This window comes from Faecalibacterium sp. An77 (assembly GCF_002161315.1).
Lineage (GTDB): Bacteria > Bacillota > Clostridia > Oscillospirales > Ruminococcaceae > Faecalibacterium.
Window position 1 is genome coordinate 1 of record NZ_NFHK01000023.1, and the last position, 24,265, is coordinate 24,265.

At 62.1% G+C, this 24,265-nt stretch carries 21 protein-coding genes; 10 read left to right on the plus strand and 11 right to left on the minus strand.

Annotation, left to right across the window (positions count from 1 at the left end):
- Positions 1–528 precede the first annotated feature (528 nt).
- Positions 529–1,278, minus strand: coding sequence for a 16S rRNA (uracil(1498)-N(3))-methyltransferase (locus B5G28_RS08760; RefSeq protein WP_087247942.1), 750 nt, complete (start codon positions 1,276–1,278; stop codon positions 529–531).
- Between the two features lie 30 nt (positions 1,279–1,308).
- A complete protein-coding gene (gene prmA / locus B5G28_RS08765; protein ID WP_087247944.1) occupies positions 1,309–2,223 on the minus strand; it encodes a 50S ribosomal protein L11 methyltransferase in 915 nt (304 codons plus the stop codon).
- A 634-nt stretch (positions 2,224–2,857) separates the two neighbouring features.
- On the opposite strand from prmA, the gene B5G28_RS08770 reads away from it, so the two are divergent.
- The 9 genes from B5G28_RS08770 (at position 2,858) to B5G28_RS08810 (ending at position 11,808) form a co-directional block, all read left to right on the plus strand.
- Complete coding sequence (locus B5G28_RS08770; RefSeq protein WP_087247946.1) at positions 2,858–4,327, plus strand: PTS transporter subunit EIIC; 1,470 nt, start codon at positions 2,858–2,860, stop codon at positions 4,325–4,327.
- 222 nt (positions 4,328–4,549) lie between these two features.
- The gene (gene nagB / locus B5G28_RS08775) at positions 4,550–5,278 is read left to right on the plus strand and encodes a glucosamine-6-phosphate deaminase (RefSeq protein ID WP_087247948.1); all 729 of its coding nucleotides are present in this window, start codon (positions 4,550–4,552) and stop codon (positions 5,276–5,278) included.
- Positions 5,279–5,379: 101 nt separating this feature from the next.
- Positions 5,380–6,507, plus strand: coding sequence for an N-acetylglucosamine-6-phosphate deacetylase (nagA, locus tag B5G28_RS08780; RefSeq protein WP_087247950.1), 1,128 nt, complete (start codon positions 5,380–5,382; stop codon positions 6,505–6,507).
- Between the two features lie 350 nt (positions 6,508–6,857).
- Positions 6,858–7,778: a phosphate ABC transporter substrate-binding protein gene (locus B5G28_RS08785; protein ID WP_087247952.1), complete on the plus strand. Its 921-nt coding sequence runs from the start codon at positions 6,858–6,860 to the stop codon at positions 7,776–7,778.
- A 201-nt stretch (positions 7,779–7,979) separates the two neighbouring features.
- Positions 7,980–8,822: a phosphate ABC transporter permease subunit PstC gene (gene pstC, locus B5G28_RS08790; protein WP_087248010.1), complete on the plus strand. Its 843-nt coding sequence runs from the start codon at positions 7,980–7,982 to the stop codon at positions 8,820–8,822.
- Between the two features lie 31 nt (positions 8,823–8,853).
- Positions 8,854–9,681: a phosphate ABC transporter permease PstA gene (pstA, locus tag B5G28_RS08795; protein WP_087248008.1), complete on the plus strand. Its 828-nt coding sequence runs from the start codon at positions 8,854–8,856 to the stop codon at positions 9,679–9,681.
- A gap of 19 nt (positions 9,682–9,700) precedes the next feature.
- Positions 9,701–10,471, plus strand: a complete 771-nt coding sequence (pstB, locus tag B5G28_RS08800) for a phosphate ABC transporter ATP-binding protein PstB (RefSeq protein ID WP_087247954.1) — start codon at positions 9,701–9,703, stop codon at positions 10,469–10,471.
- A 26-nt stretch (positions 10,472–10,497) separates the two neighbouring features.
- Positions 10,498–11,166, plus strand: coding sequence for a phosphate signaling complex protein PhoU (gene phoU / locus B5G28_RS08805; protein ID WP_087247956.1), 669 nt, complete (start codon positions 10,498–10,500; stop codon positions 11,164–11,166).
- A 237-nt stretch (positions 11,167–11,403) separates the two neighbouring features.
- Positions 11,404–11,808, plus strand: coding sequence for a helix-turn-helix transcriptional regulator (locus B5G28_RS08810; protein ID WP_087247958.1), 405 nt, complete (start codon positions 11,404–11,406; stop codon positions 11,806–11,808).
- Positions 11,809–12,001: 193 nt separating this feature from the next.
- On the opposite strand, the gene B5G28_RS08815 is transcribed toward B5G28_RS08810, so the two are convergent.
- The 9 genes from B5G28_RS08815 to B5G28_RS08855 form a co-directional block, all read right to left on the minus strand.
- Positions 12,002–13,927, minus strand: coding sequence for a DEAD/DEAH box helicase (locus B5G28_RS08815; RefSeq protein WP_087247960.1), 1,926 nt, complete (start codon positions 13,925–13,927; stop codon positions 12,002–12,004).
- Positions 13,928–14,053: 126 nt separating this feature from the next.
- Positions 14,054–15,349, minus strand: a complete 1,296-nt coding sequence (locus tag B5G28_RS08820; RefSeq protein ID WP_087247962.1) for a DUF1015 domain-containing protein — start codon at positions 15,347–15,349, stop codon at positions 14,054–14,056.
- Positions 15,350–15,394: 45 nt separating this feature from the next.
- The gene (locus tag B5G28_RS08825) at positions 15,395–16,531 is read right to left on the minus strand and encodes a putative glycoside hydrolase (protein WP_087247965.1); all 1,137 of its coding nucleotides are present in this window, start codon (positions 16,529–16,531) and stop codon (positions 15,395–15,397) included.
- Between the two features lie 122 nt (positions 16,532–16,653).
- On the minus strand, positions 16,654–17,286 hold the full coding sequence (locus B5G28_RS08830) for an Rnf-Nqr domain containing protein (protein ID WP_242962142.1): 633 nt from the start codon (positions 17,284–17,286) through the stop codon (positions 16,654–16,656).
- On the minus strand, positions 17,283–18,008 hold the full coding sequence (locus B5G28_RS08835; RefSeq protein WP_087247967.1) for an Rnf-Nqr domain containing protein: 726 nt from the start codon (positions 18,006–18,008) through the stop codon (positions 17,283–17,285). Before B5G28_RS08835 ends, B5G28_RS08830 begins: the two co-directional genes overlap by 4 nt.
- Complete coding sequence (locus B5G28_RS08840; protein ID WP_087247969.1) at positions 18,005–19,024, minus strand: RnfABCDGE type electron transport complex subunit D; 1,020 nt, start codon at positions 19,022–19,024, stop codon at positions 18,005–18,007. Before B5G28_RS08840 ends, B5G28_RS08835 begins: the two co-directional genes overlap by 4 nt.
- A gap of 23 nt (positions 19,025–19,047) precedes the next feature.
- Complete coding sequence (rpe, locus tag B5G28_RS08845; protein ID WP_087247971.1) at positions 19,048–19,698, minus strand: ribulose-phosphate 3-epimerase; 651 nt, start codon at positions 19,696–19,698, stop codon at positions 19,048–19,050.
- A gap of 260 nt (positions 19,699–19,958) precedes the next feature.
- Positions 19,959–21,452 carry an ATP-binding protein gene (locus B5G28_RS08850; protein WP_087247973.1) on the minus strand — a complete coding sequence of 498 codons (1,494 nt, stop codon included), beginning with the start codon at positions 21,450–21,452 and terminating at the stop codon, positions 19,959–19,961.
- On the minus strand, positions 21,452–22,150 hold the full coding sequence (locus B5G28_RS08855) for a response regulator transcription factor (RefSeq protein WP_087247975.1): 699 nt from the start codon (positions 22,148–22,150) through the stop codon (positions 21,452–21,454). Before B5G28_RS08855 ends, B5G28_RS08850 begins: the two co-directional genes overlap by 1 nt.
- 971 nt (positions 22,151–23,121) lie before the next feature.
- On the opposite strand from B5G28_RS08855, the gene ychF reads away from it, so the two are divergent.
- Positions 23,122–24,255: a redox-regulated ATPase YchF gene (ychF, locus tag B5G28_RS08860; protein ID WP_087247977.1), complete on the plus strand. Its 1,134-nt coding sequence runs from the start codon at positions 23,122–23,124 to the stop codon at positions 24,253–24,255.
- The last annotated feature ends 10 nt before the right edge of the window (positions 24,256–24,265 follow it).

Genomic DNA, 24,265 nt, shown 5'->3' on the forward strand with positions numbered 1-24,265 from the left:
GACCCAAAACAGGTTCAAAGGAAGGTCCTTTCCTTTGTGTGCCTATAATACCATACCCCCCCCGGTGTCAAGACCCGATTTCAAGATTTTCCATTTTTGCTTAATTTTATATAGTTTGGAAAGGTCCATCTTGGATACAAGCCATTTTGAGGACGGGAGAGGCGGAGGAGATTTCCCCGGTTCTGCCCTCTGATTCAAAAATTTTTGGCTGTGAACGGGTAAAAAACAATGTCATCCCGAACGGCAGAAAAACCGCCAAAACCACACTTTAAAACAAAAAATCCCCGCCCCTACGGTAAGCAGAAGCGGAGATTTTTGTATTTTATAGAGCTTTCCTATCTACCGGGAAATAGCACACCAAAATAAAAGACAGATTCGGCCTCGCAAAACCTTGGACTCACCGGGGCGCAGCCCGGGAACCTGATAAAGCGGCTGAAACCTCGCCGCTGGCAGGGCCTTGTAAGGACCACAGCAGTCAGAGGTACCAGATGAAAGTCTTTTGCCTACTTTTCTTCCAGAAAAGTAGGGTTATTCGAGGTTTTGGGTGAGGGTCATGACCGAGGCCAGGACGGCCAGGGGCGCGGTCTCACAGCGGAGAATGCGGGGACCCAGGCCCACCGTTTTCGCGCCGGCGGCCGAGGCGGCCTCGGCTTCTTCGGCGGCAAAGCCGCCTTCGGCGCCGGTAACGATGGCAATGCGCAGAGGCCGTCCCTCAGGGGCAGGCGTGTCGGCCAGCAGCTGGCGCAGGGGCGCGCCGCCGCATTCGTAGCAGAACAGCACCAGGTCGTACTGGTCAAAGGTGCGGCAGACTGCCCCAAAATTGAGCAGGGGCATCCCTACGTCGGGCAGAATGCCCCGGCCGCACTGCTTGGCCGCCTCATAGGCGATGCGGTTGTAGCGGACGTTCTTCTGGTCCTCTTTTTTGGGGGCTGCCACGCAGTAACGGCTGAAAAAGGGAATGATGTGGCTGCATCCCAGCTCGACGCCGTGGCGGATGATCTGCTCCAGCTTGTCCTGCTTGGGATAGCCCGCCAGCAGGGTCACTTCCACGGTGGGCTCGGCCGCCGAAGGATACCCCTCCTGAATGGAGAACTCCACTTCGTCCTCCCCAAAGCCGGTGATGGTGGCGGTATACTCCACGGCGTTGCCGTCGCAGAGGATCACCTGATCCCCTGTTCTGGCCCGCATGACCCGGGCCAGGTGATGGGCATCGGCTCCCCGCAGAAAGGCCCGGCCCTCGGCGGGCCAGACATCGGTGGTAAAATAACGGTGCGGCATCTTGGTTTCTTCTCCTGTTGATCGGTAGGTTCAGGCGGCGGTGCAGACAAAGCAGACCCAGCCGCGCTTTTCTTTGCGCTCCTTCACCGCCAGGCCGGCAGCCTTCAGAGCTGCCTCCACCTCGTCGGCGCGGGTATCAATGATTCCGCTGGCAATGAAATATCCGCCGTCGGCCAGCAGTCCCGGCACCGCCGGGGACAGGGAGATGATGGCATTGGCCACGATGTTGGCGGTGACAATCTGATAGGTGCCGCTGGCCTGATCGGACAGGTCGCCCACCAGTCCGCGGAACTGGCTCTCCACCCCGTTGAGGGCGGCGTTTTCCACGGCGGTGCGGACCGCTACCGGGTCAATGTCCACGCCTTCGGCGCTGGCAGCCCCCAGCTTGAGGGCCGCAATGGCCAGAATGCCGCTGCCGGTACCGATATCCAGCATCCGCTCGCCGCCCTGGACCAGCTCGTCCAGCGCCTCCATGCAGAGGCCGGTGGTCTCATGGCCGCCGGTGCCGAAGGCCAGGCCCGGATCCAGCAGCAGCTTGACCCGGTCGGTGTCGTACTCCTGCCAGGAGGGCACCACCGCCAGGCGCCGGCCGATCTCCAGCGGATGATAGTACTTCCGCCAGCCGTTCTGCCAGTCCTCCTGCTCTACCCCTTCGGTTTCCACCGTGTAGGCAATGCCGGCGGCCTCCATCCGGGCCTCGATGGCCGCCAGGGTCTCGGCAGGCTGGGCGCCCGGTTCCAGATAAATATGGATAATCACCACGTCCCGGGGCTTTTCCAGCAGCTCGGGCTCGATGAGGTCCACATGGGCGATCTCCGCCACCTGCTCCTCAATGTCGCTGTAGTCCTCAATGTAGATGCCGCCCTCGGCGATCATGGTTGCAGCCGCTTCGGCCAGCTCGGCGTCCTTCTGGGCCACCGTCACTCGGATGTCCGTCCATTCCATTGTATATGCCTCCTGTCAAACATAATCTGGTTTTGTCCTGTAATATGATAAGGTGAATGCCGCCGGCCGGAACAGCCGGGGTCCCTTCTTTCCTGTTTTGCCCCGACCCGCCGGCGGGCGGCGCTCCGCCTCCGTGCGTCCGGGTCCGCTTGTCCTGTCCGTCAACGCAGCCCAAAGCCCATCCGCGCCCAGCAGGCTCCTCCGGGTTCAATAATCATGTATGGCTATTATACTTTGTCCGCCAAGGCGGACCGAGACAACTCCACGCGGAGCGTGCACTTCCAGGTACAATAATCATGTATAGCTATTATACCACAACCCCCTTCGTCCGGTCACCCCCAAACCGCGCCTATTCAGTTTGGTGCATCTTTATTCGATCGAAGTTGAATATTTTTCATACCTTCGTTAATCCTTTTCCCGCAAAAATAAAACCGGCTGTATTTTTTCCGATATTCATGCAATTCGTCCAAAAATTTTTTTATTTTCCAGAAAATCTATAGCTTTTCTTTGACAAATGTGCTACAATGTTGTTACACAAGTGTGAACACGTTGGCAACCAGAAGCGTGTTTGCACGCCCTTTATTTTTCATGGAGGCGGCGGTTGCCGCCTCGCGCACAAGGGAGGATATCACTTATGATGAAGTACCTGCAAAAACTGGGCAAGTCTCTGATGCTGCCCGTCGCAGTGCTGCCCATCTGCGGTCTGCTGATGGGTATCGGCTATGCGCTGTGTCCGTCTACCATGCAGGGCGGCTCGGTCGAGGGTCTGGCTCAGATCATCGGCTTCCTGCTGGTGAAGGCCGGCGGCGCTCTGATCGACAATATGCAAATCCTGTTCGTCATCGGCGTTGCAGTCGGCATGGCCGATGAGCCGGACGGCACCCCCGCTCTGGCTGGCCTGGCCTCCTGGCTGATGGTCCAGCAGCTGCTGAGCGTTGGCGTGGTCACCACCATCATGCCCAGCATCGTGGAAGGTTCCACCCAGTACATCGCTTTCAGCAAGATCTCCAACCCCTTCATCGGCATTCTGTGCGGCCTGATCGGCGCCTGGTCCTACAACCGCTTTAAGACCATGCAGCTGCCCGACTTCCTGGCCTTCTTCAGCGGCAAGCGCTTCGTCGCCATGGCCGCCGCCGTGGTCTCGATTCTGGCCTCTGTGGTCCTGCTGTTCGTCTGGCCTCTGGTCTTCGGCGGTCTGGTTGCCGTGGGCGACGCCATCGTCGGCCTGGGCGCATTCGGCGCTGGCATCTACGCTTTCCTGAACCGTCTGCTGATCCCCATCGGCATGCACCACGCTCTGAACAACGTGTTCTGGTTTGACACCATCGGCCTGGGCGACCTGACCAACTTCTGGGCAGGCAAGACCAGCGCTGACGTCACCTGGAGCCTGGGCATGTACATGTCCGGCTTCTTCCCCTGCATGATGTTCGGTGTCCCGGCTGCTGCTGCCGCCATGATCGCCACCGCAAAGAACAAGAAGGCTGCTGCCGGCCTGCTGATCTCCACTGCAGTCTGTGCTTTCGTCTGCGGCGTTACCGAGCCCTTCGAGTTCTCCTTCATGTTCGTGGCATTCCCCCTGTACGTCGTGTACGCCCTGCTGTACGGCGTCATGACCGTCATCACCTACTACAGCGGCTTCCGCGCAGGCTTCTCCTTCTCGGCTGGTGCAACGGACCTGGTCTTCTCCGCTTCGCTGCCCGCTGCTGAAAAGACCTGGATGATCCTGCCTCTGGGCCTGCTGGCTGCTGTTCTGTTCTTCATTGCCTTCTACGTCCTGATCAAGACCTTTGATTTCAAGACCCCGGGCCGTGAGGACGAGGATGAGAACACCGATGCAGAGAAGAAGGTTGTGCTGGCCAACAACAACTACACCCAGGTCGCTGCGGGCGTCCTGGCAGCTGTGGGCGGCAAGGGCAACATCAAGAATGTTGAGTACTGCGCAACCCGTCTGCGTTTTGAGATCAACGACTACACCGCTGTTGATGAAAAGGCCGTTAAGAATGCAGGTGCTGCCGGCGTTGTCCGTCCCAGCAAGAACGCCTGCCAGGTCATCATCGGACCCAAGGTGCAGTTCGTTTACGATGAGCTGAAGAAGATGCTCTGAGAGCGGCCGGCTCTCTGAGCCATCGCCGCCCCACTCATCCCATTCCCATGTAAACCGGCGGGGACTGGTTGCCCCGTCTCCCCTTTCATAGCCGCCGAGGGCGGGCCGAACAGCCCTGCTTTCGGCGGCTCCTTTTTGTCACAGTCTGTCCATACAGATGTGTTATAATGGAATTATCCAAAACGTGAGCAGGAACACACCCTGAAACGGAGGTTTATCCCTATGAAGATCATTCGCGCAAAGGATTACAAAGACATGTCCCGCAAGGCCGCCAACATCATCTCGGCCCAGGTCATCATGAAGCCGGCCTGCGTGCTGGGCCTGGCCACCGGCGGCACCCCCGTGGGCACCTACGCCCAGCTGATCGACTGGTACAACAAGGGCGACCTGGACTTCTCCGAGGTCACCACCGTCAACCTGGACGAGTACCGCGGCCTGCCCCGCACCCATGAGCAGAGCTACTGGTACTTCATGCAGAAGAACCTGTTCGAGCACGTGAACGTCCGTCCCGACCACATCCATGTGCCGGACGGCTCCAACCCCGACGCCGAGGCAGCCTGCCGCGAGTATGACCAGATCATCCGCGACGTGGGCGGCATCGACCTGCAGCTGCTGGGCATCGGCATCGACGGTCACATCGGCTTCAACGAGCCGGGCGAGGCCTTCGAGCTGGGCACCCACTGCGTGGACCTGACCGAGAGCACCATCGAAGCCAACAAGCGCTTCTTTGACGGCAACGAGGCTCTGGTTCCCCGCCAGGCCTACACCATGGGCATCAAGACCATCATGCAGGCCCGCAAGGTCCTGATGGTGGCCAACGGCGCCAACAAGGCCGAGATCATTAAGAAGGCTTTCTTCGGCCCGGTCACCCCCGAGGTTCCGGCTTCCATCCTGCAGATGCACCCCGACTTCATCCTGGTGGGCGACGAGGAGGCTCTGAGCCTGGTCTGATCCCACTGCACCGCCGTTTTGCGGCGGATTGATTCGCTCCCCGGCCCAGGCGGTTCCACAGGGACAAGCCGGCCCGCGGGAGCGGCAGGAGGTATTTCCCCATGATCCTGAAAAACGCTCTCATCTATACCCCCGAGCACACCTTTGTTCCCGGGGACCTGGCCGTCCGTGACGGCCGCATCGTCACCGATCTGACCCCCCAGCCCGGGGAGGAGGTCATCGACGCCGGCGGGCTGTACGCCCTGCCCGGCCTGCTGGACCTCCACTTCCACGGCGCCATGGGCCACGATTTCTGTGACGCCAGCGAGGAGGCCATCCAGGCCCTGGCCGATTTCGAGGCCAGCCGCGGCATCCTGGCCATCTGCCCCGCCACCATGACCTATTCCGAAGAGATTCTGAACGGCGTCATGGACGCAGCCGCCGCCCACAAGAACGGCCGCGGCGCCGACCTGGTGGGCATCAACATGGAGGGTCCCTTCATCAGCCCCCAGAAGCTGGGCGCCCAGAACCCCGCTTATCTCCACGGCCCCGATGTAGGGATGTTCCGCCGCCTGCAGAAGCGGTCGGGCGGCCTCATCAAGCTGGTGGACATCGCCCCCGAGGTGGAGGGCGCGCTGGACTTCATCGCCCAGTGCAAGGACGAGGTGCGGATTTCCATTGCCCACACCTGCACCGATTACGCCACCGCCATCCAGGCCTTTGACGCCGGCGCCAGCCACATGACCCATCTCTACAACGCCATGCCTGGCATCTCCCACCGGGAGCCCGGCCCCATCATTGCGGCCCTGGAAAAGCATGCCGAGGTGGAGCTCATCACCGACAACATCCACATTCATCCCGCCATGGTCCGGTTCACCTTCAACACCTTTGGAGATGACCGGGTGATCCTGATTGCCGACAGCATGATGGCCTGCGGCCTGCCCGACGGCCAGTACAGCCTGGGCGGCCAGGCGGTCACCGTCACCGGTCCCCGGGCTACCCTGACCGAGAACCCCGGCGTCATCGCCGGCAGCGCCACCTGTCTGTATGACTGCATGAAGCGGGCCGTCCTGGATATGGGCGTGCCTCTGGAGAGCGCCGTCCGCGCCGCCTCCGAGAACCCCGCCAAGAGCATCGGGCTGGAGGCCGACTATGGTTCTCTGGCTCCCGGCCGCTACGGCAACATCATTCTGGCGGACAAGGCTCTGAACATCCAGTCCGTCATCCAGAAGGGCGTCCGGATCGTCTGATCCCGCTCCGCCCCCGCAAAACCCTGAACCTATCCCGGCGAACGGCAACGTTCGCCGGGATTTTGTTTTGTGCCGCGGGGGCGTTTCGTCTTTTTGTCGGGGCAAAAGGCCCGATTTTCTCCACTTTCACGGGAAATGTAAAATTCAGGGCTATTCTTTTGGCCCCGATTTTACATTTTCTTTTCGTTTCGGCAAAACCACCGCCCAAAACTTTACACGAATTTTCCCTGGTCATGGTCGCAGCCGAGGCGGTTTGGTTGTACAATGGGGTCGTTCCGAGAGGAAAGCAAAAAGAAAAAGATCGCCGGGCCGACACATTCCCGGTGCTGTGATTTTGGAGGAAAATTCCTATGAAAAAGATCAATCGTCGTTCCTTCCTGGCCGTTTGCGGCGCTGCGGCTGTGGCCGGCGTTCTGACCGCCTGCGGCAGCTCTTCCAGCTCCACCGCTGCTTCGTCTGCTGTGTCTTCCACCGCTTCTTCCACCGCTTCTTCCACTGCTTCTTCCGCCGCTGCCGGTGATCTGAGCAGCCTGTCCGGCAAGATCGCCACCGGCGGTTCCACTTCGATGAACAGCGTCATCGAGGCTCTGACCGAGGGCTTCGCCGAGGTCGCTCCCAACGTCACCATCAGCTACGATCCCACCGGTTCGGGCGCTGGCATCACCGGTGCTGTGGAGCAGACCCTGGACATCGGCCTGGCTTCCCGCGGCCTGCACGACGATGAGACCGGCGTCACCGCCACCACCGTCGCCCTGGACGGCATCGCCATCGTGGTCAACAACGAGAGCGCTGTGTCCGACCTGACCGTGGATCAGCTGGCTCAGATCTTCACCAAGGAAATCACCAACTGGTCCGAGGTTGGCGGCGAGGACGGCGAGATCGTTGTCATCGGCCGTGAGGCTGGTTCCGGCACCCGCGACGGCTTCGAGAGCATCGTGGGCGTGGAGGATGCCTGCCAGTACGATCAGGAGCTGACCGCTACCGGCGCTGTCATCTCCGCTGTGGCTTCCAACCCTCTGGCCATCGGCTACGCTTCCCTGTCCGCTGTGGGCGACACCGTCAAGACCCTGACCGTCGGCGGCGTTGAGTGCAGCGAGGCCACCGTTCTGGATGGTACTTATGAGGTCCAGCGTCCCTTCAACTTCATCACCAACGACTCCGTGGAGCAGTCCGACGCTATCAAGGCCTTCATCGAGTTCGCTACCAGCGAGGATGCTGCTGAGCTGATCCGTCTGGCCGGCGCTGTGCCCCTGGTTGACGCCCAGGGCTAAGCCCAACCAAAGCCCGGGTCTTAAATCCTGAGATACTCCGCCTGGGTCCATGCGGTCCCAGGCGGTTTTTGGGAGTAGACCGCCGTTTTGCATCCTGATACCATGGGGGTTACTATGAAACAGCAAGACTCCGCTTCCGGCGCCGTCGTCCGGAAAAAATTCAACAAGCCCCACAATGCAGCCGAATGGCTGGAGCTGGTGATGAACGTCATCTTCTTCCTGTGCGGCATTCTGGCCATCGGCTGCGTGGCCCTGATTACCGTGTACATGGTGATCTCGGGTCTGCCGGCCATCGGCCAGATCGGCGTTGTGGAATTCCTCTTCGGCCAGAAATGGGCCTCGACCGCCGCCGAGCCTTCCTTCGGCATCCTGCCCTTCATCCTGTCCAGCGTGTACGGCACCCTGGGCGCCATCCTCATCGGCATCCCCATCGGCCTGCTCACCGCCGTTTTCCTCTCCAAGGCCGCCACGCCCAAGCTGCGCACGGCAGCCACCTCGGCCATTGAGCTGCTGTCCGGCATTCCCAGCGTTATCTTCGGCCTGCTGGGCATGCAGCTGCTGGTCCCCGCCGTGGCCGCGGCCTTTGGCCGGGCCTCCGGCGCCTGCCTCCTGACCGCCATCCTGGTGCTGTCCATCATGATCCTGCCCAGCATTGTCTCGGTGTCGGTGACGGCCCTCAACGCCGTCCCCCGGGAGTACGAGGAGGGCAGCCTGGCTCTGGGCGCCACCGAGGCGGAGACCTGGTTCAAGGTCAGCGTCCCGGCCGCCAAGAGCGGCATTGCCGCCGGTATCGTTCTGGGCATCGGCCGCGCCGTGGGCGAGGCCATGGCCGTCATGATGGTGGCCGGCAACAGCCCCAACATGCCCGGTCTGTTCAAGAGCGTCACCTTCCTGACCACCGCCATTGCCAAGGAAATGAGCTATGCCAGCGGCCTGCAGCGTCAGGCACTGTTCAGCATCGGCCTGATCCTGTTCCTGTTCATCATGGCCATCAACCTGGTCCTCAACTTCTTCCTGAAAGGAGGCCGCAACGGTGAAAAGTAATCGCTACGCTGATTTTTCTCCCTCCCGCCGCCTGTGGAACCAGTTCTTCACCTGCGCGGTATGGATTGCCGCCGTCCTGGTGATTGCGCTGGTGGTGGGCATCATCGGTATGGTTCTGGTGCGGGGTCTGCCCCACGTCAGCTGGACCTTCCTGACCACCACCTCCAGCATCCTGCGGGGCACCAACGGCATCCTGCCCGCCATCCTGAACACCCTGTACATCATTCTTTTGACCCTGATTATCGTCCTGCCCCTGGGCGTGGGCGCCGCCGTCTATCTGACCGAGTACGCCACCAACCGCCGCCTGATCTCGATGATTGAGTTCACCAACGAGACCCTGGCCGGCATCCCCAGCATCATCTACGGCCTGGTGGGTATGCTGGTCTTTGCCCAGACCCTGGGCTTCCAGACCAGCCTGCTGTCGGGCAGCCTGACCCTGGTCATCATGACCCTGCCCACCATCATCCGCACCACCCAGGAGTCCCTCAAGACCGTTCCCATGGGCTACCGCGAGGGCGCTCTGGGCCTGGGCGCCGGCAAATGGCACATCATCCGCACCATCGTGCTGCCCTGCAGCATCGACGGCATTGTCACCGGCTGCATCCTGGCCATCGGCCGTATCGTGGGCGAGAGCGCGGCCCTGCTGTTCACCGCCGGCGCAGCCCAGGTCATCGCCGGCAACATCATCGAGGCCTACACCTCCAACGGCGCGACCCTGTCGGTTCTGCTGTATCTGCGGGCCTTTGAAAACGGCGACTTCGACTCCGCCTGGGGCATCGGCGCCGTCCTGCTGATTCTGGTTCTGGTCATCAACATTGCCGCCCGCCTGGCCAAGAAGCATCTCCGCCAAAAGGGCTGATTGAATGAGGTAAAACGATATGGAAACGCAAAACACCACCCCTGTTATTTCGGCGAAGAACCTGAACCTCTGGTACGGTGACTTCAAGGCCCTCAAGTCCATCTCTCTGGACGTGGGCGAGCGGGAAATCACCGCTCTGATCGGACCCTCGGGCTGCGGCAAGTCCACCTTTCTGAAAACGCTGAACCGGATGAACGACCTGGTGCCGGGCATCCGCATTGAGGGCGACGTCACCCTGCGTGGTGAGGACATCTTTGGACCCAACATGGTCCTCACCACCCTGCGCCGCCGCGTGGGCATGGTCTTCCAGAAGGCCAACCCCTTCCCCATGAGCATCTACGACAACATCACCTATGGTCCCAAGCTCCACGGCGTGCGCAAAAAGGAAGAGCTGGACGAGATCGTGGAGAGCAGCCTGCGGGGCGCCGCTCTGTGGGACGAGGTGAAGGACCGCCTGAAAAAGAGCGCTCTGGGCCTGTCGGGCGGCCAGCAGCAGCGTCTGTGCATTGCCCGCGCCCTGGCCGTCAAGCCCGAGGTCCTGCTGATGGATGAGCCCACCAGCGCCCTGGACCCCGGCTCCACCATGAAGGTGGAGGAGCTGATGAGCGAGCTGAAGAAGAATTACACCGTGGTCATCGTCACCCACAACATGCAGCAGGCCGCCCGTATCAGCGACCGCACCGCCTTCTTCCTGCTGGGCGAACTGGTGGAGGTGGGCCCCACCAGCGAGATCTTCAGCACCCCCGCAGACAAGCGGACCGAGGATTATATCTCTGGCCGGTTCGGCTAATGGGTTGATGAGAGAGGAGAAAACCTATGAGCATTCGCAAGCAGTATGATGAGGCGCTGACCGAGCTGAACCAGGCTCTGGCCGAGATGGGCCAGGCCTGCGCCGACGCGGTGGAAAACGCCATGGAAGCTCTGGCCTCCACCGACGCCGAAGCCGCCGCCCAGATCATCCGGGACGACAGCCAGATCAACGAGATGGAGCACGACATCGAGCACCGCTGCATGGTGCTGCTGCTCCGCCAGCAGCCGGTGGCCGGGGACCTGCGCCGGATCTCCGCCGCCATGAAGGTCATCACCGACCTGGAGCGGATCGGCGATCACGCTGCGGACATCGCCGAGATCATGCCCCACCTGTTCACCTCCCGCAAGGCTGGCGACCCCGCCGTCAGCGACGCCATCCGGATGGGCCAGAAAGCCCACAAGATGGTGGTGGACGCCCTGGCTGCCTTCCAGGCCGAGGACATGAACGCCGCCCAGAAGGTGATTGCCGACGACGACGAGGTGGACTACGACTTCAACGCCGTCAAGCGGACCCTGGCCGAGGAGATTGCGGCCAATCCCGGCCAGGTGGACGCCGCCCTGGATCTGCTGATGGTCATTAAGTACCTGGAGCGGATCGCCGACCACGCCGTCAACGTGGCCGAATGGGTCCAGTTCACCCGCACCGGCCTGTACAAAAACGAGAACCTCTTCTGATCTTTTTCAAAACGGACCCTCTGGTCCGGCGGCCTGCCGCGCATGCGGCGGGCCGCTTTTTGCGCTTCGAAGGGCTAAAGGACCTTATTTTTGTACAGATTATGAGCAATCTGTTTCCTGCCTGTTGCCAAGATGTAAAAGTTCTTCCATACGTGCAATTTTGCAATAAAGCTCGTCCTTATTTCGTATTTGGAGTGAACGAAAGAGCTCCAGGCTCTGCATCGATCGGAGGAAACTATGACTGAACCACAAGCGAAGGACCTGCGTACAGGCCCCGGCCGGAGCGGTACGGTGAACAAAGAGGCGCTGGTCCGCGCCGCCCTCGATGAAATCGTCAACAACTATCGGGAGGCCAACCTCTCGAATGTGGCGCGTACTTATGAGGTTTCGCTGGCCTACGTCAGCGAATGTGTCCGAGCCGAGACCGGCAAAACCTACAAAGAACTGCTGCAAAAGCACCGTCTGGAAACGGCGGCCCGGATGCTGCGCCGCAGCGACATGACCATCCAGCAGATCATTGCCCAGGTCGGGTATGAAAACACCAGCTATTTCTACCGCCTTTTCCGGGCCCACTATGGCCAGAGCCCCCGGGAATACCGGATGAGCCGCCTGACCCGCTCCTCTTTTGCGGACCGAAAATAAGGTCCGCGTCTTTCCCCTTACCCTGCAAAAAACCGGCACCCCTTGGGCTTCTGCCCGAAGGATGCCGGTCTTTTTGTGCAGGAAAGCAAAATTCAAGGCAGACCCGCGGCGGCCTGGAGCCTCCGCGCAATCTGCCTCGAATCCTCACGCTGCCCCCCTCTGTCCAAACAGAGCCGGGGCGCTTTTTCTATTCTCAGTAATCCTGGCTGTGGTCCTCGATGGGCGCCGTGGCGCCGCCGTGGGCCTCCATATACTCCTCAAAGCTGGAGAACTTCTGCTGGGGCGGCCGGCGGCTGATGAGCACCAGGCCGGGGTCGTCGCTGCGGCTCTCGTGGCTGCGGCTGCCGCGGCCCTTGGGCTGGCTGGAAGCCTGGGCCCGGCCGGAATTATTCCGGCTGTTCTGGCTGCGGCCTGCGCCGTGGTCGGCGGGGGCGTTCTTGGGGGCGGACGCCTTGGGCTGGGCGGCGGGGCGGTTCTCCTTCTCCCCGCGGGCAGGGCGCTGCTCGGCGCTGCGTGCCTCATTGCCCTTGGAGGCGTTCCGGTTGGAACGGCTCTCCTTGTCCTCCTTGCGGCCCTCGGCCTGCTTTTCCCGCTGGGGCCGGGCGTTCTGGGCGTTGCCCTTGCCGCTGCGGCCATTGGGGTTCTGGGGCTGGATGGCGGTGCGGGGCTTCTCCCCCGAGGCCGCCACCGTCTTGGCCGGCAGAACTGCCGTCTCGGCGCCGGTCAGGAAGTGAGGGTCAAATTTCGGCTGCTGCTGCGGATTCTGGCCGCCCTGGGCGGGCTGCTTGCCGCGGCCGCCGTCCCGCCGGCCGCGCCGGGAACGGGAACGCTTCTCCCCGCCTTCGCTGGCGCGGGGAGCGGTCTTTTTGGTTTCGTCCATGATGGTCTCCTCTTTCTCTATCTTGAGGGGCTGCACCTGCCGCACCTTCACCGGCCGGGCAGGCTGCGCCGCCTTGGGTTCCTTCTGGGGTTCCTGGGGCTGGGGGCTGTCCCAGGGATGTCCGCTCACCACCGGGATTTTCTTGCGGTTCAGCTTTTCGATGCCCGCCAGGTACTCCCGCTCCTCGGGAGCGCAGAAACTGACGGCGGTGCCGTCCGCCCCGGCCCGGGCCGTCCGCCCGATGCGGTGCACATAGGTTTCCGGCACCTCGGGCAGGTCATAGTTGAACACATGGGACAATTCGCTGATGTCGATGCCCCGGGCGGCGATGTCGGTGGCCACCAGGACCTTGGTCCGGCCCGCCTTGAAGCCCTCCAGCGCTGCCACCCGGGCGCTCTGGCTCTTGTTGCCGTGGATGGCCGCCGCGGTGATTCCCTGCTTGGTCAGGTCCCGGGCGATGCGGTCGGCCCCGTGTTTGGTGCGGCTGAACACCAGCGCATTGCGGACAGGGGGCTCCAGATTCTGAATCAGCCAGGGCAGCAGCCGGCGCTTGTCCGCCTTGGAGACAAAATACAGGCTCTGCTGGATGCGGTCCACCGTGCTGGACACCGGGTCCACCTTCACAAAGGCGGGGTCCCGCAGGATGGTGGCGGCCAGCTGCTCAATTTCGGTGGGCATGGTGGCGCTGAACATCAGGTTCTGACGCCGCGCCGGCAGCTTGGCGATGACCTTTTTCACGTCGTGGACAAAGCCCATGTCCAGCATCCGGTCCGCCTCGTCCAGGACGAAAATCTCCACCCCGGACAGGTCCACATGCCCCTGGCCGATCAAATCGTTGAGCCGGCCGGGGCAGGCCACCAGAATGTCCACCCCTTTCTTGAGCTGTTCCACCTGGGGCGCCTGGCCCACGCCGCCGAAAATCACGGTGTGGCGGAGGGACAGATACTTGCCGTACTGGCCAAAGCTCTCCTCAATCTGGAGGGCCAGCTCCCGGGTGGGGGTCAGGATCAGGGCCCGGATGGACCCCGGTTTGGAGGCGGGCCGGGCCGACAGCAGATCCAGCATGGGCAGGGCGAAAGCCGCCGTCTTGCCGGTGCCGGTCTGGGCGCAGCCCATCAGATCCCGGCCTTTCAGCACCGGCGGGATGGCCTTTGCCTGAATCGGAGACGGCTTTTCATAGCCCGCCTGGGCGACCGCCCGCAGGATGGGTTTGGATAAATTCAGTTCTTGAAATGTCATTCTACTCCTTGGTTGCGTGTGGGAAAACAGGTGAAAAATCCGTCATGCCCGGACGGCACAGTGCGTACGGGCATGACACAGGCAGGGATATCCCGGCCCGGGCCCTGGGCCCGGCCGTCGGATGGTTTATTTGGTGATGCGGCGGCACTCCATGTAGTACCGCTTTTCTTCGGCGTGACCCATGCTGAAGGTCTTGCGGGGCAGCACGCCGCCCAGCACCACGCCGCGGAAGATATCCCCTTTCTTCATGGGCGGCAGCAGCAGGCCCACAGCCCCCTCCTTCGCGCAGAAGGAGCGGACGGCGGCCTCATCGTGGACATAGTCCACCCGGGCCTCGGGGTGGTTTTCGAGGAAATACTCCACGAATTCGTCCACCGTGCCCACTCCCAGAGGGGCGGTGGGGTTCTCGAAGCTGAGGGCGCACTCGTCCTGCGGGCCGGTCAGGCGGAGCTTCTGTTCAAAGTTCTCCCCGAAGCGGACCCCTGCCATATTTTCATCGCTCCATGTAACCAGGTTCAGCAGCACCGTCTCATAGCTGGTGTTGAACAGAACCCGGTGGATCGGCTCGATTTCCACCGCGTCCGACCGCACATTGCAGACCTCTGCCAGGCACCAGCGGGCCGGATGATTTTCCCGCTGCTGGGGGGTCAAGGTCTTTTTGATTTCCTCCCAATAGGCCTTGGCGGTGGCCAGGGAGTGGTTGCCGTCCCCGACGGCCAGGGCCAGGGGGCGGTCATTGGGGGCCGCAGGATACTTGGCCAGGAAGGTCTCCTGGCTGCTCAGAACCGCCATGGCCTCCTCGATCTGCTGGATCAGGGCGGGGTCCTCCACCGCCCAGCCGGCCACCGGGCCGCCGCCCAGCATCAGCTCCCCTTCGTACAGGGGGCGCAGATGATCCTTCTGGCGGCCGATGGGCTCAATCAGCAGCTGATCGGGGTCGTCCGCCAGCATCATCACATGGGGGGTCTCCAGGCAGGCGCCGCGGCGGACCGCCATCCGGGGCGGGATCCGCTCCTCCACCGTGTGCTCACTGGGCCGGATCAGGGACAGGCTGCCCAGATGGTAGTTGTACGCCTCCAGGTCCACCCGGCCCACCAGGCCCTGACGGACCCGGCCGCTCTGGAGGGTCCGCTCTACGTAGACAAAGCCGTCCACCGCCCGGGTCAGGACGCTGCGGCTGTATTCTTCCATGGTCCGGTGGATTTCATCCACCCGGGCCTGCTGGTCCTTGTCCCCCAGATACACCTCCGGCAGGATCATCCGCAGGGTGCTGGGGCCGCCGGCGGCTGCCGCCTCGGCGCTGGCCCAATAGTCCCGGTCACTGGTAAACTGGTCACAGGCAATGCAGCCCCACTGTCCCAGCGGCACGGATGCCTCGGGCAGAAGGATATGGGCCGGCATAAAGCAGGACGTTTTTTCCATGATTCGGTTCCTCCCTCTCACAAAAGACCCAAACTGTGGGTCAGATCAATAAAAGCTCCCGGTCTCGCTGTCCCGCACGACAACGTACTGAGCCCCCAGCTCTTTCATCTGGGCGACGGTCTGGGCCAGCTGGGCCGGGTCCTGGGCTTCCCCGGCCGGCAGGCTGATGACCAGATTCTTCACTCCCAGCTGGGCGGGCAGAGCCCCCAGGGTGGAGCTGACGCCGGTGCAGCTGGACACAGGGTATTCGTACCACAGGGTGACCCGCCCCGCAAACCGGGCGTCCCATGCGGCAATGTCCGCCGCCAGCTGGCCGTCGCGGCCCACGCCGCCGGTCTCGCCATAGCTCTGTTTGGAGGAGGTGGACTGGGGGAACTGCACCGCCGACAGGCAGACCTGTTCAAAGCCGCAGTTGTACAGTTCTTCCACCAGATCTCCCACAAACTGGATGGCCGAAGCCGCATAGGGATTCAGCCAGGCCTTGCCGCCGGCGGCCGCATTGGCTGCATCCAGCCAGAGGTAATTGCCGTCGCCGCTGTACTGAATGGCCATGGAGCGGTCGGTGTAGCTGGCCACAGGGTCCTGGAAGGCGGCCACTCCGGCCACCGGCACCAGGCCCTCCTCCTTGAAGATGGAGGCGATGAGGGCAGAGTCCACCACGCTGGCGGCCACACTGCCGGAGGCCGCCGGCACCGCCGACGCATAGTAGATATAGCCGTTGGTGTCTTTCAGGGGCACCAGGGCATAGGTCACGCCCTGGCTGGCCAGGGTCTGGGCGGTGGCCCGGATGGATGCCTCATCCCCCAGCGCCGACAGGCTGACGGTGGCCCAGCTGCCATCCCGAATGGCGGTGCCGTCCACCGGCTCGGGCCGGGAAGACGCCGCCTCCGAGGAAGCCGCCGAGCTGGCCGCCTGGGACGAGGAGGACGCAGCCTCGGACGATACGGCCGACGAGGCCTCCGAAGACGCCGCCTCGGAGGAGGACGGCAGGTCTCTGTCCCGCACCACCGTGTACCAGGTATGGGTGGCCCAGTCCAACACATAGGGCGCGGCCAGCCAGGCCACACCCAGCACCACCACGGCCAGCACGAGGATGCCCAGGGCCTTCTTGATCTTCATTCCCCGGCTGTAAAAGCTGCGGTGATACCGCTTGACTTTTTTGTTCCGCCTTCTTTTCGGCATGGTTCCTTCACCTTTCCCTTACAGGCGGGAAACAATTTTTCCTGCCACCGTTCGTGAAATATCGTTCAAAGCCAGCCCGGTTTCCGGGCCGTGTCCCCAACAGAAAACGCCTTTGGCCCGGTTTACAGGATGACGGTGTGGCCGGTCAGGCCGTAAATGGCCAGCGCCAGCACGCCAATGTAAATCAGGGTAATGGGCATCCCGCGGAAAGCCGCGGGAATCGCCTGGCTGCGCAGGCGGTTCTGGGCTTCCGTCACCAGCAGCACCGCCAGCAGATAGCCCACGCCGCTGCCCAGGCCAAAGCCCATGGACTGCAGCAGGCTGAAGCTCTGGGTCCGGCCCAGGAGCAGGGTGCCCAGCACACAGGTATTCAGGCAGGCCAGCGGCAGAATCCGCAGCAGCTGACGCTGCCAGGGCAGCTTGACCAGATGCAGAAAGACCATTTCGGCCACACTGACCACCGCAATACAGGCCAGATAGACCAGAGGCCGGGAGGCTGCTCCCAGCCCAAACGACGCGGCCACGCCGCCCACATACCAGGCCAGCGGGGCCAGCAGCAGCTGGGTGATGCACTGCAGGATACCGAACAGGACGCTGTTGGTCCGCTCGTCTCCCACCAGCTGCACCAGGCGGGAGACGCCCAGCGCACGGGTAAAAACAGCATTCTGGGCCAGAACCGCCATCATGGCGTAGCCAAAGAAGATGGTCAGCGCCTCGGAAAGAGAGCCGGCCGGTGCAAAGATGGCAGTATTCACGGTTCTCCCCTCGCTTCCTTCTGATGGTTGACAATCACCTGGTTGCGGGCCTCATTGGCCAGGAATGCCCGATACCGGGCCGCCAGGGCCCGCCAGATGGCGCTGAGAACGCCCAGCAGGATGAATCCGCCCGCCGGCATGGAGGCCAGGGGCAGCAGCACGGTATTGGCCGTCACGGCAAAACCAAAGACGGTGCCGGAGGCCAGCCATTCCCGGACGCAGCCCACCAGCAGCAGAACCACCGCATAGCCCACCGTCACCCGCAGGCCTTTGGACACCGACTTGCGCAGGGTCTCCTGGACGCGGCCGTAGCGGTAGATGATGAGGGGTTCCACCACCAGCATGGGCAGATAGATGCCCAGGGTCAGCAGTTCCATCCCAAACAGACGGCTCATGAGAGGGTAAAACAGCAGATACATGACCGCCGCGGTGCCGGAATAAATCAGGCCGCGGGGCAGCAGTTTGGCACGCAGTTCCTCCTCGCTGGCGTGCTCCTCCAGGGGCACCAGCTTGCTGAGGAAAAAGCTCACCACGCGGGAGGGGGTCAGCAGCAGAGCCACCGCCACCGCCAGCATCAGGGCGTTGCGGCCGGTGGTGGCCAGCACCACCACCGGGGCCAGGCCCATGCCCTGCATGATGACCGGGTTATTCAAAAAGATGCGGTCGTGATGGGCGTACTTGCCCGGGTCACGAAGGATGACTTCCGCCTTGCTCTGTTTCATAAGGCAGCCTCCTTCCCGCCGGCCCGCCGGTTTTCAGGCAGGCGGTACAGCCGCTCCACCACGCGGTCCAGCCAGCCGGCCAGGCCGTTCATCATCAGGATGGCAAAGCAGACCGCCGTCTCGTACACGCCCACATAGCGGAACAGCATACTGACGCAGCCCAGCAAAGCCCCATACAGCACCTGGCCCAGTTTGCGCCGGGGGCAGGTATAGGGCTCACTGATCAGGAACACCGCACTGTACAGGGTGGCGCCGCTGACCAGTTCGTATTTCACCAGATTGAGACGCTGCCAGACGCTGTCCCACACGGCGGTGTGGACCAGATCGGCCTGGCGGGGGAACAAAAAGACAATCACAGCGCAGGCCGCCAGGAAACTCAGGGCAGCCGGCAGCCGGATATCTTTCTGGGTGCAGAGGAACAGCCCGCAGGCCAGCAGAATCAGGACGGCGCCGCTGCCCAGCGGGGCGGCGAACTCGCCCAGAAACAGGGACAAAGACCCTACGGTGGGCAGGCCGCCGTTGCGCAGGGTATTGCTCATGCCGCTGACCAGGTTGACCCCCGAGGTGTCAAACAGGGGGATATTGGCGTAGGGCTGGGGGTACAGAAAGACCTGTTCCGGCCAGGACACCGCCACCACCACATAGCCCACAGCCGCGGGATGAAAGGGGTAGCTGCCGTAGCCGCCAAAGGCTTCCTTGCCCAGCAGAACGCCGGCCACCACCGCCACCACCAGCACATACCAGCTAACCGTCGCCGGCATCAGCAGGGCGATGACGAGGGCAAAGCTCTCATTGGACCAGTCGGAGGCGCTGTACACGCGGCGGCGCAGCACCGCCACCAGACGGTCGCACAAATTGCCGGTCAGGAGAGCCACCAGGCACATCACGACCGGCCGCGGCCCATACAGATAGGCCGACATGCAGACAAGAGGCAGCGCCATCCAGCAGATGTGCTTATAATACCGGCCCGTCTGGGCCAGCGCCGCCTCCTGTTCTTTTCTTGTTGTTTCTTCCATTGGTCATCCTCATCCGAACGGAGTTACACCGCCGCCAGGGCCTGCACCACAGCAGCCGGGTCAGACGCAGCAAACACGGCGCTGCCCGCCACCAGCACGTCCGCACCGGCTTTGGTGCACAGAGGAGCCGTCTCGGCGTTGACGCCGCCGTCCACCTCCAGCAGGAACTCCAGGCCCCGGGCCTGACGCTCCGCCTTGAGGGCGGCCAGCTTATCCAGGGCCGAGGGCATGAACTTCTGGCCGCCAAAGCCAGGCTCCACACCCATCACCAGGACCAGGTCCAGCCGGTCCAGCCAGGGGAAGAGCTTTTCAGCCGGGGTGCCCGGGCTGATGGTCATGCCGGCCTTGCAGCCCGCTGCCTCGATGGCGTCCAGCACAGCAGCCGGGTCGTCCTCGGCCTCCAGATGGAAGTTGATGAGGCTGGCGCCCGCCTTGGCAAAGGCATCCACATAGGACAGCGGATGGCTGATCATCAGATGCACGTCAAAGAAAGCGCTGGGGATGCCCCGGTGCAGGCTGGCCAGCACCGGCACGCCGAAGCTGATATTGGGCACAAAGTGTCCGTCCATTACGTCAAAGTGGAGCATTTCGGCTCCGGCTTCCAGCGCCATGCGGCACTCATCCCCCAGACGGCAGAAGTCGGCAGATAAAATCGATGGACTGATGATCGCCATGGTATGTTTACTCTCCGTTGTATCAGTTTTTTGTATTCCGTTTCGTTGGCGGCGCACCATGCGCAGCTTACATTTTAGTGTACACGAAAACGACACAAAAATCAAACCCGACGCCGTCTTTTTCACGGAAATGACGTAAATTCATCGGATCAAATGCCCAGATTTTCCACAAAATCCCCTGTTTTCGGACCAAAAAGCCCGCCGGACAGGGTCCAAATTTCGCGCCGGACCGTCCACTCTGCCCATCCGCCGGCCCGGAATTACTGCGCCGGCCGGGCGGGGCCGGCCTGGGTGGTGTCGTCGGACAATTTCAGCAGATCGCCGCGGCCCGGCACCTCCACCGGCAGGGTAAAGACAAACCGGCACCACTCGCCCTGTTTGCTCTCCACCCGAATCTGTCCGCCGGCCAGATTCACCAGCACCTTGCAGATATGCAGGCCCAGCCCGGCGCCCCGGGCATGGAGACCGCGGGACTGGTCCTCTTTATAGAATCGCTCAAATACGAAGGGCAGCGCGTCCTCGGCAATGCCCTGGCCGCTGTTCCAGATGGAAATTTCGGCCTCGGGGCCCAGCTTTTCGACGTTGAACCGGATCACCCCGCCGGGAGGCGTGAACTTGATGGCGTTGTCCAGCAGGTTATACACCACCTGATAGATCAGGTCGGGGTCGGCGTACACCAGCACCCGCTCGTCCATGGTGAGGCCTTCCAGGTCAATCTGGCCGTCGTTGATCCGCTGTTCGGCGGACAGGGCCACCCCGGTGAGGGTTTCCCAGATGTTGAACATCCGGGCGTTGACCCGGTACTCTCCCGACTCCAGCTTGGACAGGTCCAGCATATTCTGGACCAGCCGGGCCAGACGGCCCGTCTCCTGGGACACCAGCTGCAAATAGTGGTTGTGGAGCTCAGGCGGGATGGTGCCATCCAGAATACCGTCGATGAAGCCCTTGATGGTGGTCATGGGGGTGCGCAGCTCGTGGGCGATGTTGCCCATAAACTGGCCCCGGGAGGTGTCAATCTGCTGCAGGTTGGCGGCCATGGTGTTGAAGGTGCGGGCCAGATCGGCGATTTCGCCGTCGCCGTCCACGTCCTCCACCCGGACCGAGAAGTCACCGCCGCCGAATTTCTGGGCGGCCTCGCTGATCCGGTGCAGGGGCTCGGTAAGGCTGCGCATCATGAACATGGTGAGGACGCTGGCGCAAATCAGCATCAGGCAGGCCGACAGGAGGAAGTTGGAGGCGAACCGCCCCACAAAATCATCCAGCATCTGCCCCGAAGCACAGACAAAGATATAGCCCATGGTCTCGGAATTGCTCAGAATCGGCCGTGCCGAGACATAGAACTCCTCGTCAAAGGAGCCCTTCATCTTGCCCAGTTCGTGGTATACCCCTTCCTCGGCCCCGGCCACATTGGCCAGAACCTCCGGGGGAATGTTTTCCTGGGTCAGGTGGTTGCTGTTGGAAGCAAGAACCACCTTGCCCTCGGTGTCGGTAAAGAAAATATAGACGTTGGCGCTCTCACCGATCAGGTCCACCTGACCCACGACGCTCTCCATCTTCTCGCTCTCGGTCAGGTCGTCCCAGAAATACCCCACCGTCCGGCCGGCCAGGTTGCCCACGTCGTCCAGGGTATCAAACCGCTCCTCAGCAAAATACTTGCTGAACAGGACCAGCTGGGACAGACCCATAACGGCCACCGCCAGAATCAGCAGGGTGGCCACCGTGGAGAAGAAAGCCACCGATATGCTTTTGCGCATTACTGACGCACCTCGAATTTATATCCCACGCCCCAGACGGTTTTCAGCTCCCACTTGTCGGAAGCGCCGGCCAGCTTTTCACGCAGGCGCTTGACATGGACGTCGATGGTGCGGGAGTCGCCGTAGTACTCAAAGCCCCAGACCTCGTCCAGCAGCTGGTCCCGGGTATACACCCGGTTGGGGTGGGAAGCCAGGCAGTACAGCAGTTCCAGTTCCTTGGGGGGAGCCTCCACCACCTTGCCCTTGACCTTCAGCTCGTAGCTGTTCATATCCAGGCGGAGGTTGTCAAACTCCACCACGCCTTCCACCGGCTTTTCAGCCGCCGCGCCGCCGGCGCACCGGCGCAGCACCGCCTTGATGCGGGCCACCACTTCCTTGCTGTCGAAGGGCTTGACGATATAGTCGTCGGCGCCCAGCTCCAGGCCCAGAACCTTATCGAAGGTCTCGCCCTTGGCGGTGAGCATAATCACAGGGGTATCGCCCTGTTTGCGGATGCGGCGGCAGACCTCCCAGCCGTCCAGCCGGGGCATCATGACATCCAGCAAAACCATATCCGGCTTGATCTGGGCGTACTTCTCCAGGGCGTCCTCACCGTCCGAGGCGAGGGTGACCTGGAAGCCCTCTTTGGTCAGGTAGAGCCGCAGCAGCTCACAGATATTCTGGTCATCGTCCACGACGAGGATCTTTTCGTTTGCCATGGTATATTCCTCCAGCCATTCCCATCGCAGCGGGCGCGCAGCGCGCAAAATCTTCTTCCCCCTGCGTTTTACATTTTGCGATATAGCTTTATTATACGGAACAGATATGACAAAATAAAGAACTTTCCGGCTTTTTCGTGAAAAAGCTTCACTGGGTACCATACACTTTCCGGGTCTCCGACACTTCCGCGGGGCCGTTGCGCTCCGGCTCGCTCGTTACGTTTGTGCCTGCGGCACGGTACGATGCAAACTGCCTCATAGACTGATTTTACCCAGCGGCCGGGCTCCGGCTCACGCGTTGCGTTTGTTCCTCTTGCGTTTAGCCGGGTGGCGGCACCCTGCTTTTGCTTCGGGCGCCGCCGCGCTCATGTAAAAGACAGACCGCTGCCCCCGCTCCGCCTCGGCTGCGCAGCCAACGGCACAATATGATACAGGGGTTAACCGGACCCGGATTTACTTTCTTCTGTGAACAGGTAGTAACATGAAATGTACAATCAAGCCATACCGGAGTTTGCATCGTACCGGGGCGCAGGCAACGGCAGCGACCGCATCCGGTGGATGAAACAGGGAGCTGCCGTTGGCGCTGCGCTCCGGTTTTTGCAAGCGCCATTCTTGGCACGCCGCAAAAACCGGCTAAGCGCAAGAGGCACAAACGTAACGAGCGAGCCGGAACGTAAAGGCCCCGCGGAACCTTCGGAGACCCGGAAACTGTATGGTACCCATTGAATCCTCTTGCGCTTAGCCGATTTTTGCGGCGCGCCACGGCGGGCGCTTGCAAAAATCGGAGCGCGGCGCCAGCTTCGGCTCGGCTGTTTCGTCCGCAGGACGCGCCGAGCCAAAGCTGCCTTTTGCCTACTTTTTCTCGAAAAAGTAGGTTGCGCTTGGGGCGAGGGTTCAGTATAATGAGGAGGAACGCAAAATCCGGCGCTGTGCCGCAGACGGCGCAGCCTGCTATAAAGGAGCATTATCGTATGAAATTAGGTATCGTCGGCCTGCCCAACGTGGGCAAGTCCACCCTGTTCAACGCCATCACCTCGACTCGCAACGCCGAGGCCGCCAACTATCCTTTCTGCACCATCGAGCCCAACAGCGGCATCGTGGCGGTGCCCGACAGCCGGCTGGACAAGCTGGCCGAAATCTGGCAGACCAACAAAAAGACTCCCGCCATTGTGGAGTTCGTGGATATCGCCGGCCTGGTGAAGGGCGCTGCACAGGGCGCCGGCCTGGGCAACAAGTTCCTGGGCCATATCCGGGAATGCGACGCCCTGGTCCATGTGGTGCGCTGCTTTGACGACGACAATATCATCCACGTGGTGGAGGACGTGACCCGCGCCGAGGCCGTGGACCCCATCTCGGATATCGACGTCATCGACTATGAGCTGATCCTGTCCGACCTGGAAGTGGTTCAGAACCGGGCCGGCCGGATGGCCAAGGCCGCCAAGAGCGGCAACAACAAAGGCGCAGCCGCCGAGGCTGCCTGGCTGGAACAGCTGGCCGCCCATCTGGCCGAGGGCAAGCCCGCCCGCAGCTTTGACTGGGACGAGACCAGCGACGACCAGAAGAACGTCCTGCGTGAGATGGGCCTGCTGAGCGCCAAGCCGGTGCTGTACGCCTGCAACGTGGGCGAAGATGACCTGATGGAGGGCATTGAGAACAACAAGTACGTTCCCCTGGTGGCCCAGCGGGCCGCCGCCGAGGGCGCCAAAGTCATCCCCATCTGCGCCCGCACCGAGGAGGACATCGCCGACTACAGCCCCGAGGAAAAGAAAGCCTTCCTGGCCGAGATGGGCATCCAGTCCAGCGGCCTGGACAACCTGATTACCGCCAGCTATGACCTGCTGGGCCTGATCTCCTTCCTGACCGACGGCAAGAAGGAATGCCGCGCCTGGACCATCCGCCGCGGCACCAAGGCTCCCCAGGCTGCCGGCAAGATCCACAGCGACTTTGAGCGGGGCTTCATCCGGGCCAGCGTCATCCACTACGCCGACCTGGAAGCCAACAACTTTGACTATGCCGCCGTCAAGGCCAAGGGCATGCAGCACACCGAGGGCAAGGAATACGTGGTGGAGGACGGGGACGTCATCGAGTTCCTGTTCAACGTCTAAGGAGGTGGAC

What these genes read in the sequence shown, in the direction of transcription:
- B5G28_RS08785 (WP_087247952.1), top strand. Translation starts at nt 6,858, where the DNA reads ATGAAAAAGATCAATCGTCGTTCCTTCCTGGCCGTTTGCGGCGCTGCG.
- B5G28_RS08820 (WP_087247962.1), bottom strand. Translation starts at nt 15,349, where the DNA reads ATGGAAAAAACGTCCTGCTTTATGCCGGCCCATATCCTTCTGCCCGAG.
- B5G28_RS08770 (WP_087247946.1), top strand. Translation starts at nt 2,858, where the DNA reads ATGATGAAGTACCTGCAAAAACTGGGCAAGTCTCTGATGCTGCCCGTC.
- pstC (WP_087248010.1), top strand. Translation starts at nt 7,980, where the DNA reads ATGAACGTCATCTTCTTCCTGTGCGGCATTCTGGCCATCGGCTGCGTG.
- ychF (WP_087247977.1), top strand. Translation starts at nt 23,122, where the DNA reads ATGAAATTAGGTATCGTCGGCCTGCCCAACGTGGGCAAGTCCACCCTG.
- B5G28_RS08760 (WP_087247942.1), bottom strand. Translation starts at nt 1,278, where the DNA reads ATGCCGCACCGTTATTTTACCACCGATGTCTGGCCCGCCGAGGGCCGG.
- pstB (WP_087247954.1), top strand. Translation starts at nt 9,701, where the DNA reads ATGGAAACGCAAAACACCACCCCTGTTATTTCGGCGAAGAACCTGAAC.
- B5G28_RS08815 (WP_087247960.1), bottom strand. Translation starts at nt 13,927, where the DNA reads ATGACATTTCAAGAACTGAATTTATCCAAACCCATCCTGCGGGCGGTC.
- rpe (WP_087247971.1), bottom strand. Translation starts at nt 19,698, where the DNA reads ATGGCGATCATCAGTCCATCGATTTTATCTGCCGACTTCTGCCGTCTG.
- B5G28_RS08855 (WP_087247975.1), bottom strand. Translation starts at nt 22,150, where the DNA reads ATGGCAAACGAAAAGATCCTCGTCGTGGACGATGACCAGAATATCTGT.
- B5G28_RS08825 (WP_087247965.1), bottom strand. Translation starts at nt 16,531, where the DNA reads ATGCCGAAAAGAAGGCGGAACAAAAAAGTCAAGCGGTATCACCGCAGC.
- B5G28_RS08840 (WP_087247969.1), bottom strand. Translation starts at nt 19,024, where the DNA reads ATGGAAGAAACAACAAGAAAAGAACAGGAGGCGGCGCTGGCCCAGACG.
- prmA (WP_087247944.1), bottom strand. Translation starts at nt 2,223, where the DNA reads ATGGAATGGACGGACATCCGAGTGACGGTGGCCCAGAAGGACGCCGAG.
- phoU (WP_087247956.1), top strand. Translation starts at nt 10,498, where the DNA reads ATGAGCATTCGCAAGCAGTATGATGAGGCGCTGACCGAGCTGAACCAG.
- B5G28_RS08810 (WP_087247958.1), top strand. Translation starts at nt 11,404, where the DNA reads ATGACTGAACCACAAGCGAAGGACCTGCGTACAGGCCCCGGCCGGAGC.
- nagA (WP_087247950.1), top strand. Translation starts at nt 5,380, where the DNA reads ATGATCCTGAAAAACGCTCTCATCTATACCCCCGAGCACACCTTTGTT.
- B5G28_RS08835 (WP_087247967.1), bottom strand. Translation starts at nt 18,008, where the DNA reads ATGAAACAGAGCAAGGCGGAAGTCATCCTTCGTGACCCGGGCAAGTAC.
- nagB (WP_087247948.1), top strand. Translation starts at nt 4,550, where the DNA reads ATGAAGATCATTCGCGCAAAGGATTACAAAGACATGTCCCGCAAGGCC.
- B5G28_RS08850 (WP_087247973.1), bottom strand. Translation starts at nt 21,452, where the DNA reads ATGCGCAAAAGCATATCGGTGGCTTTCTTCTCCACGGTGGCCACCCTG.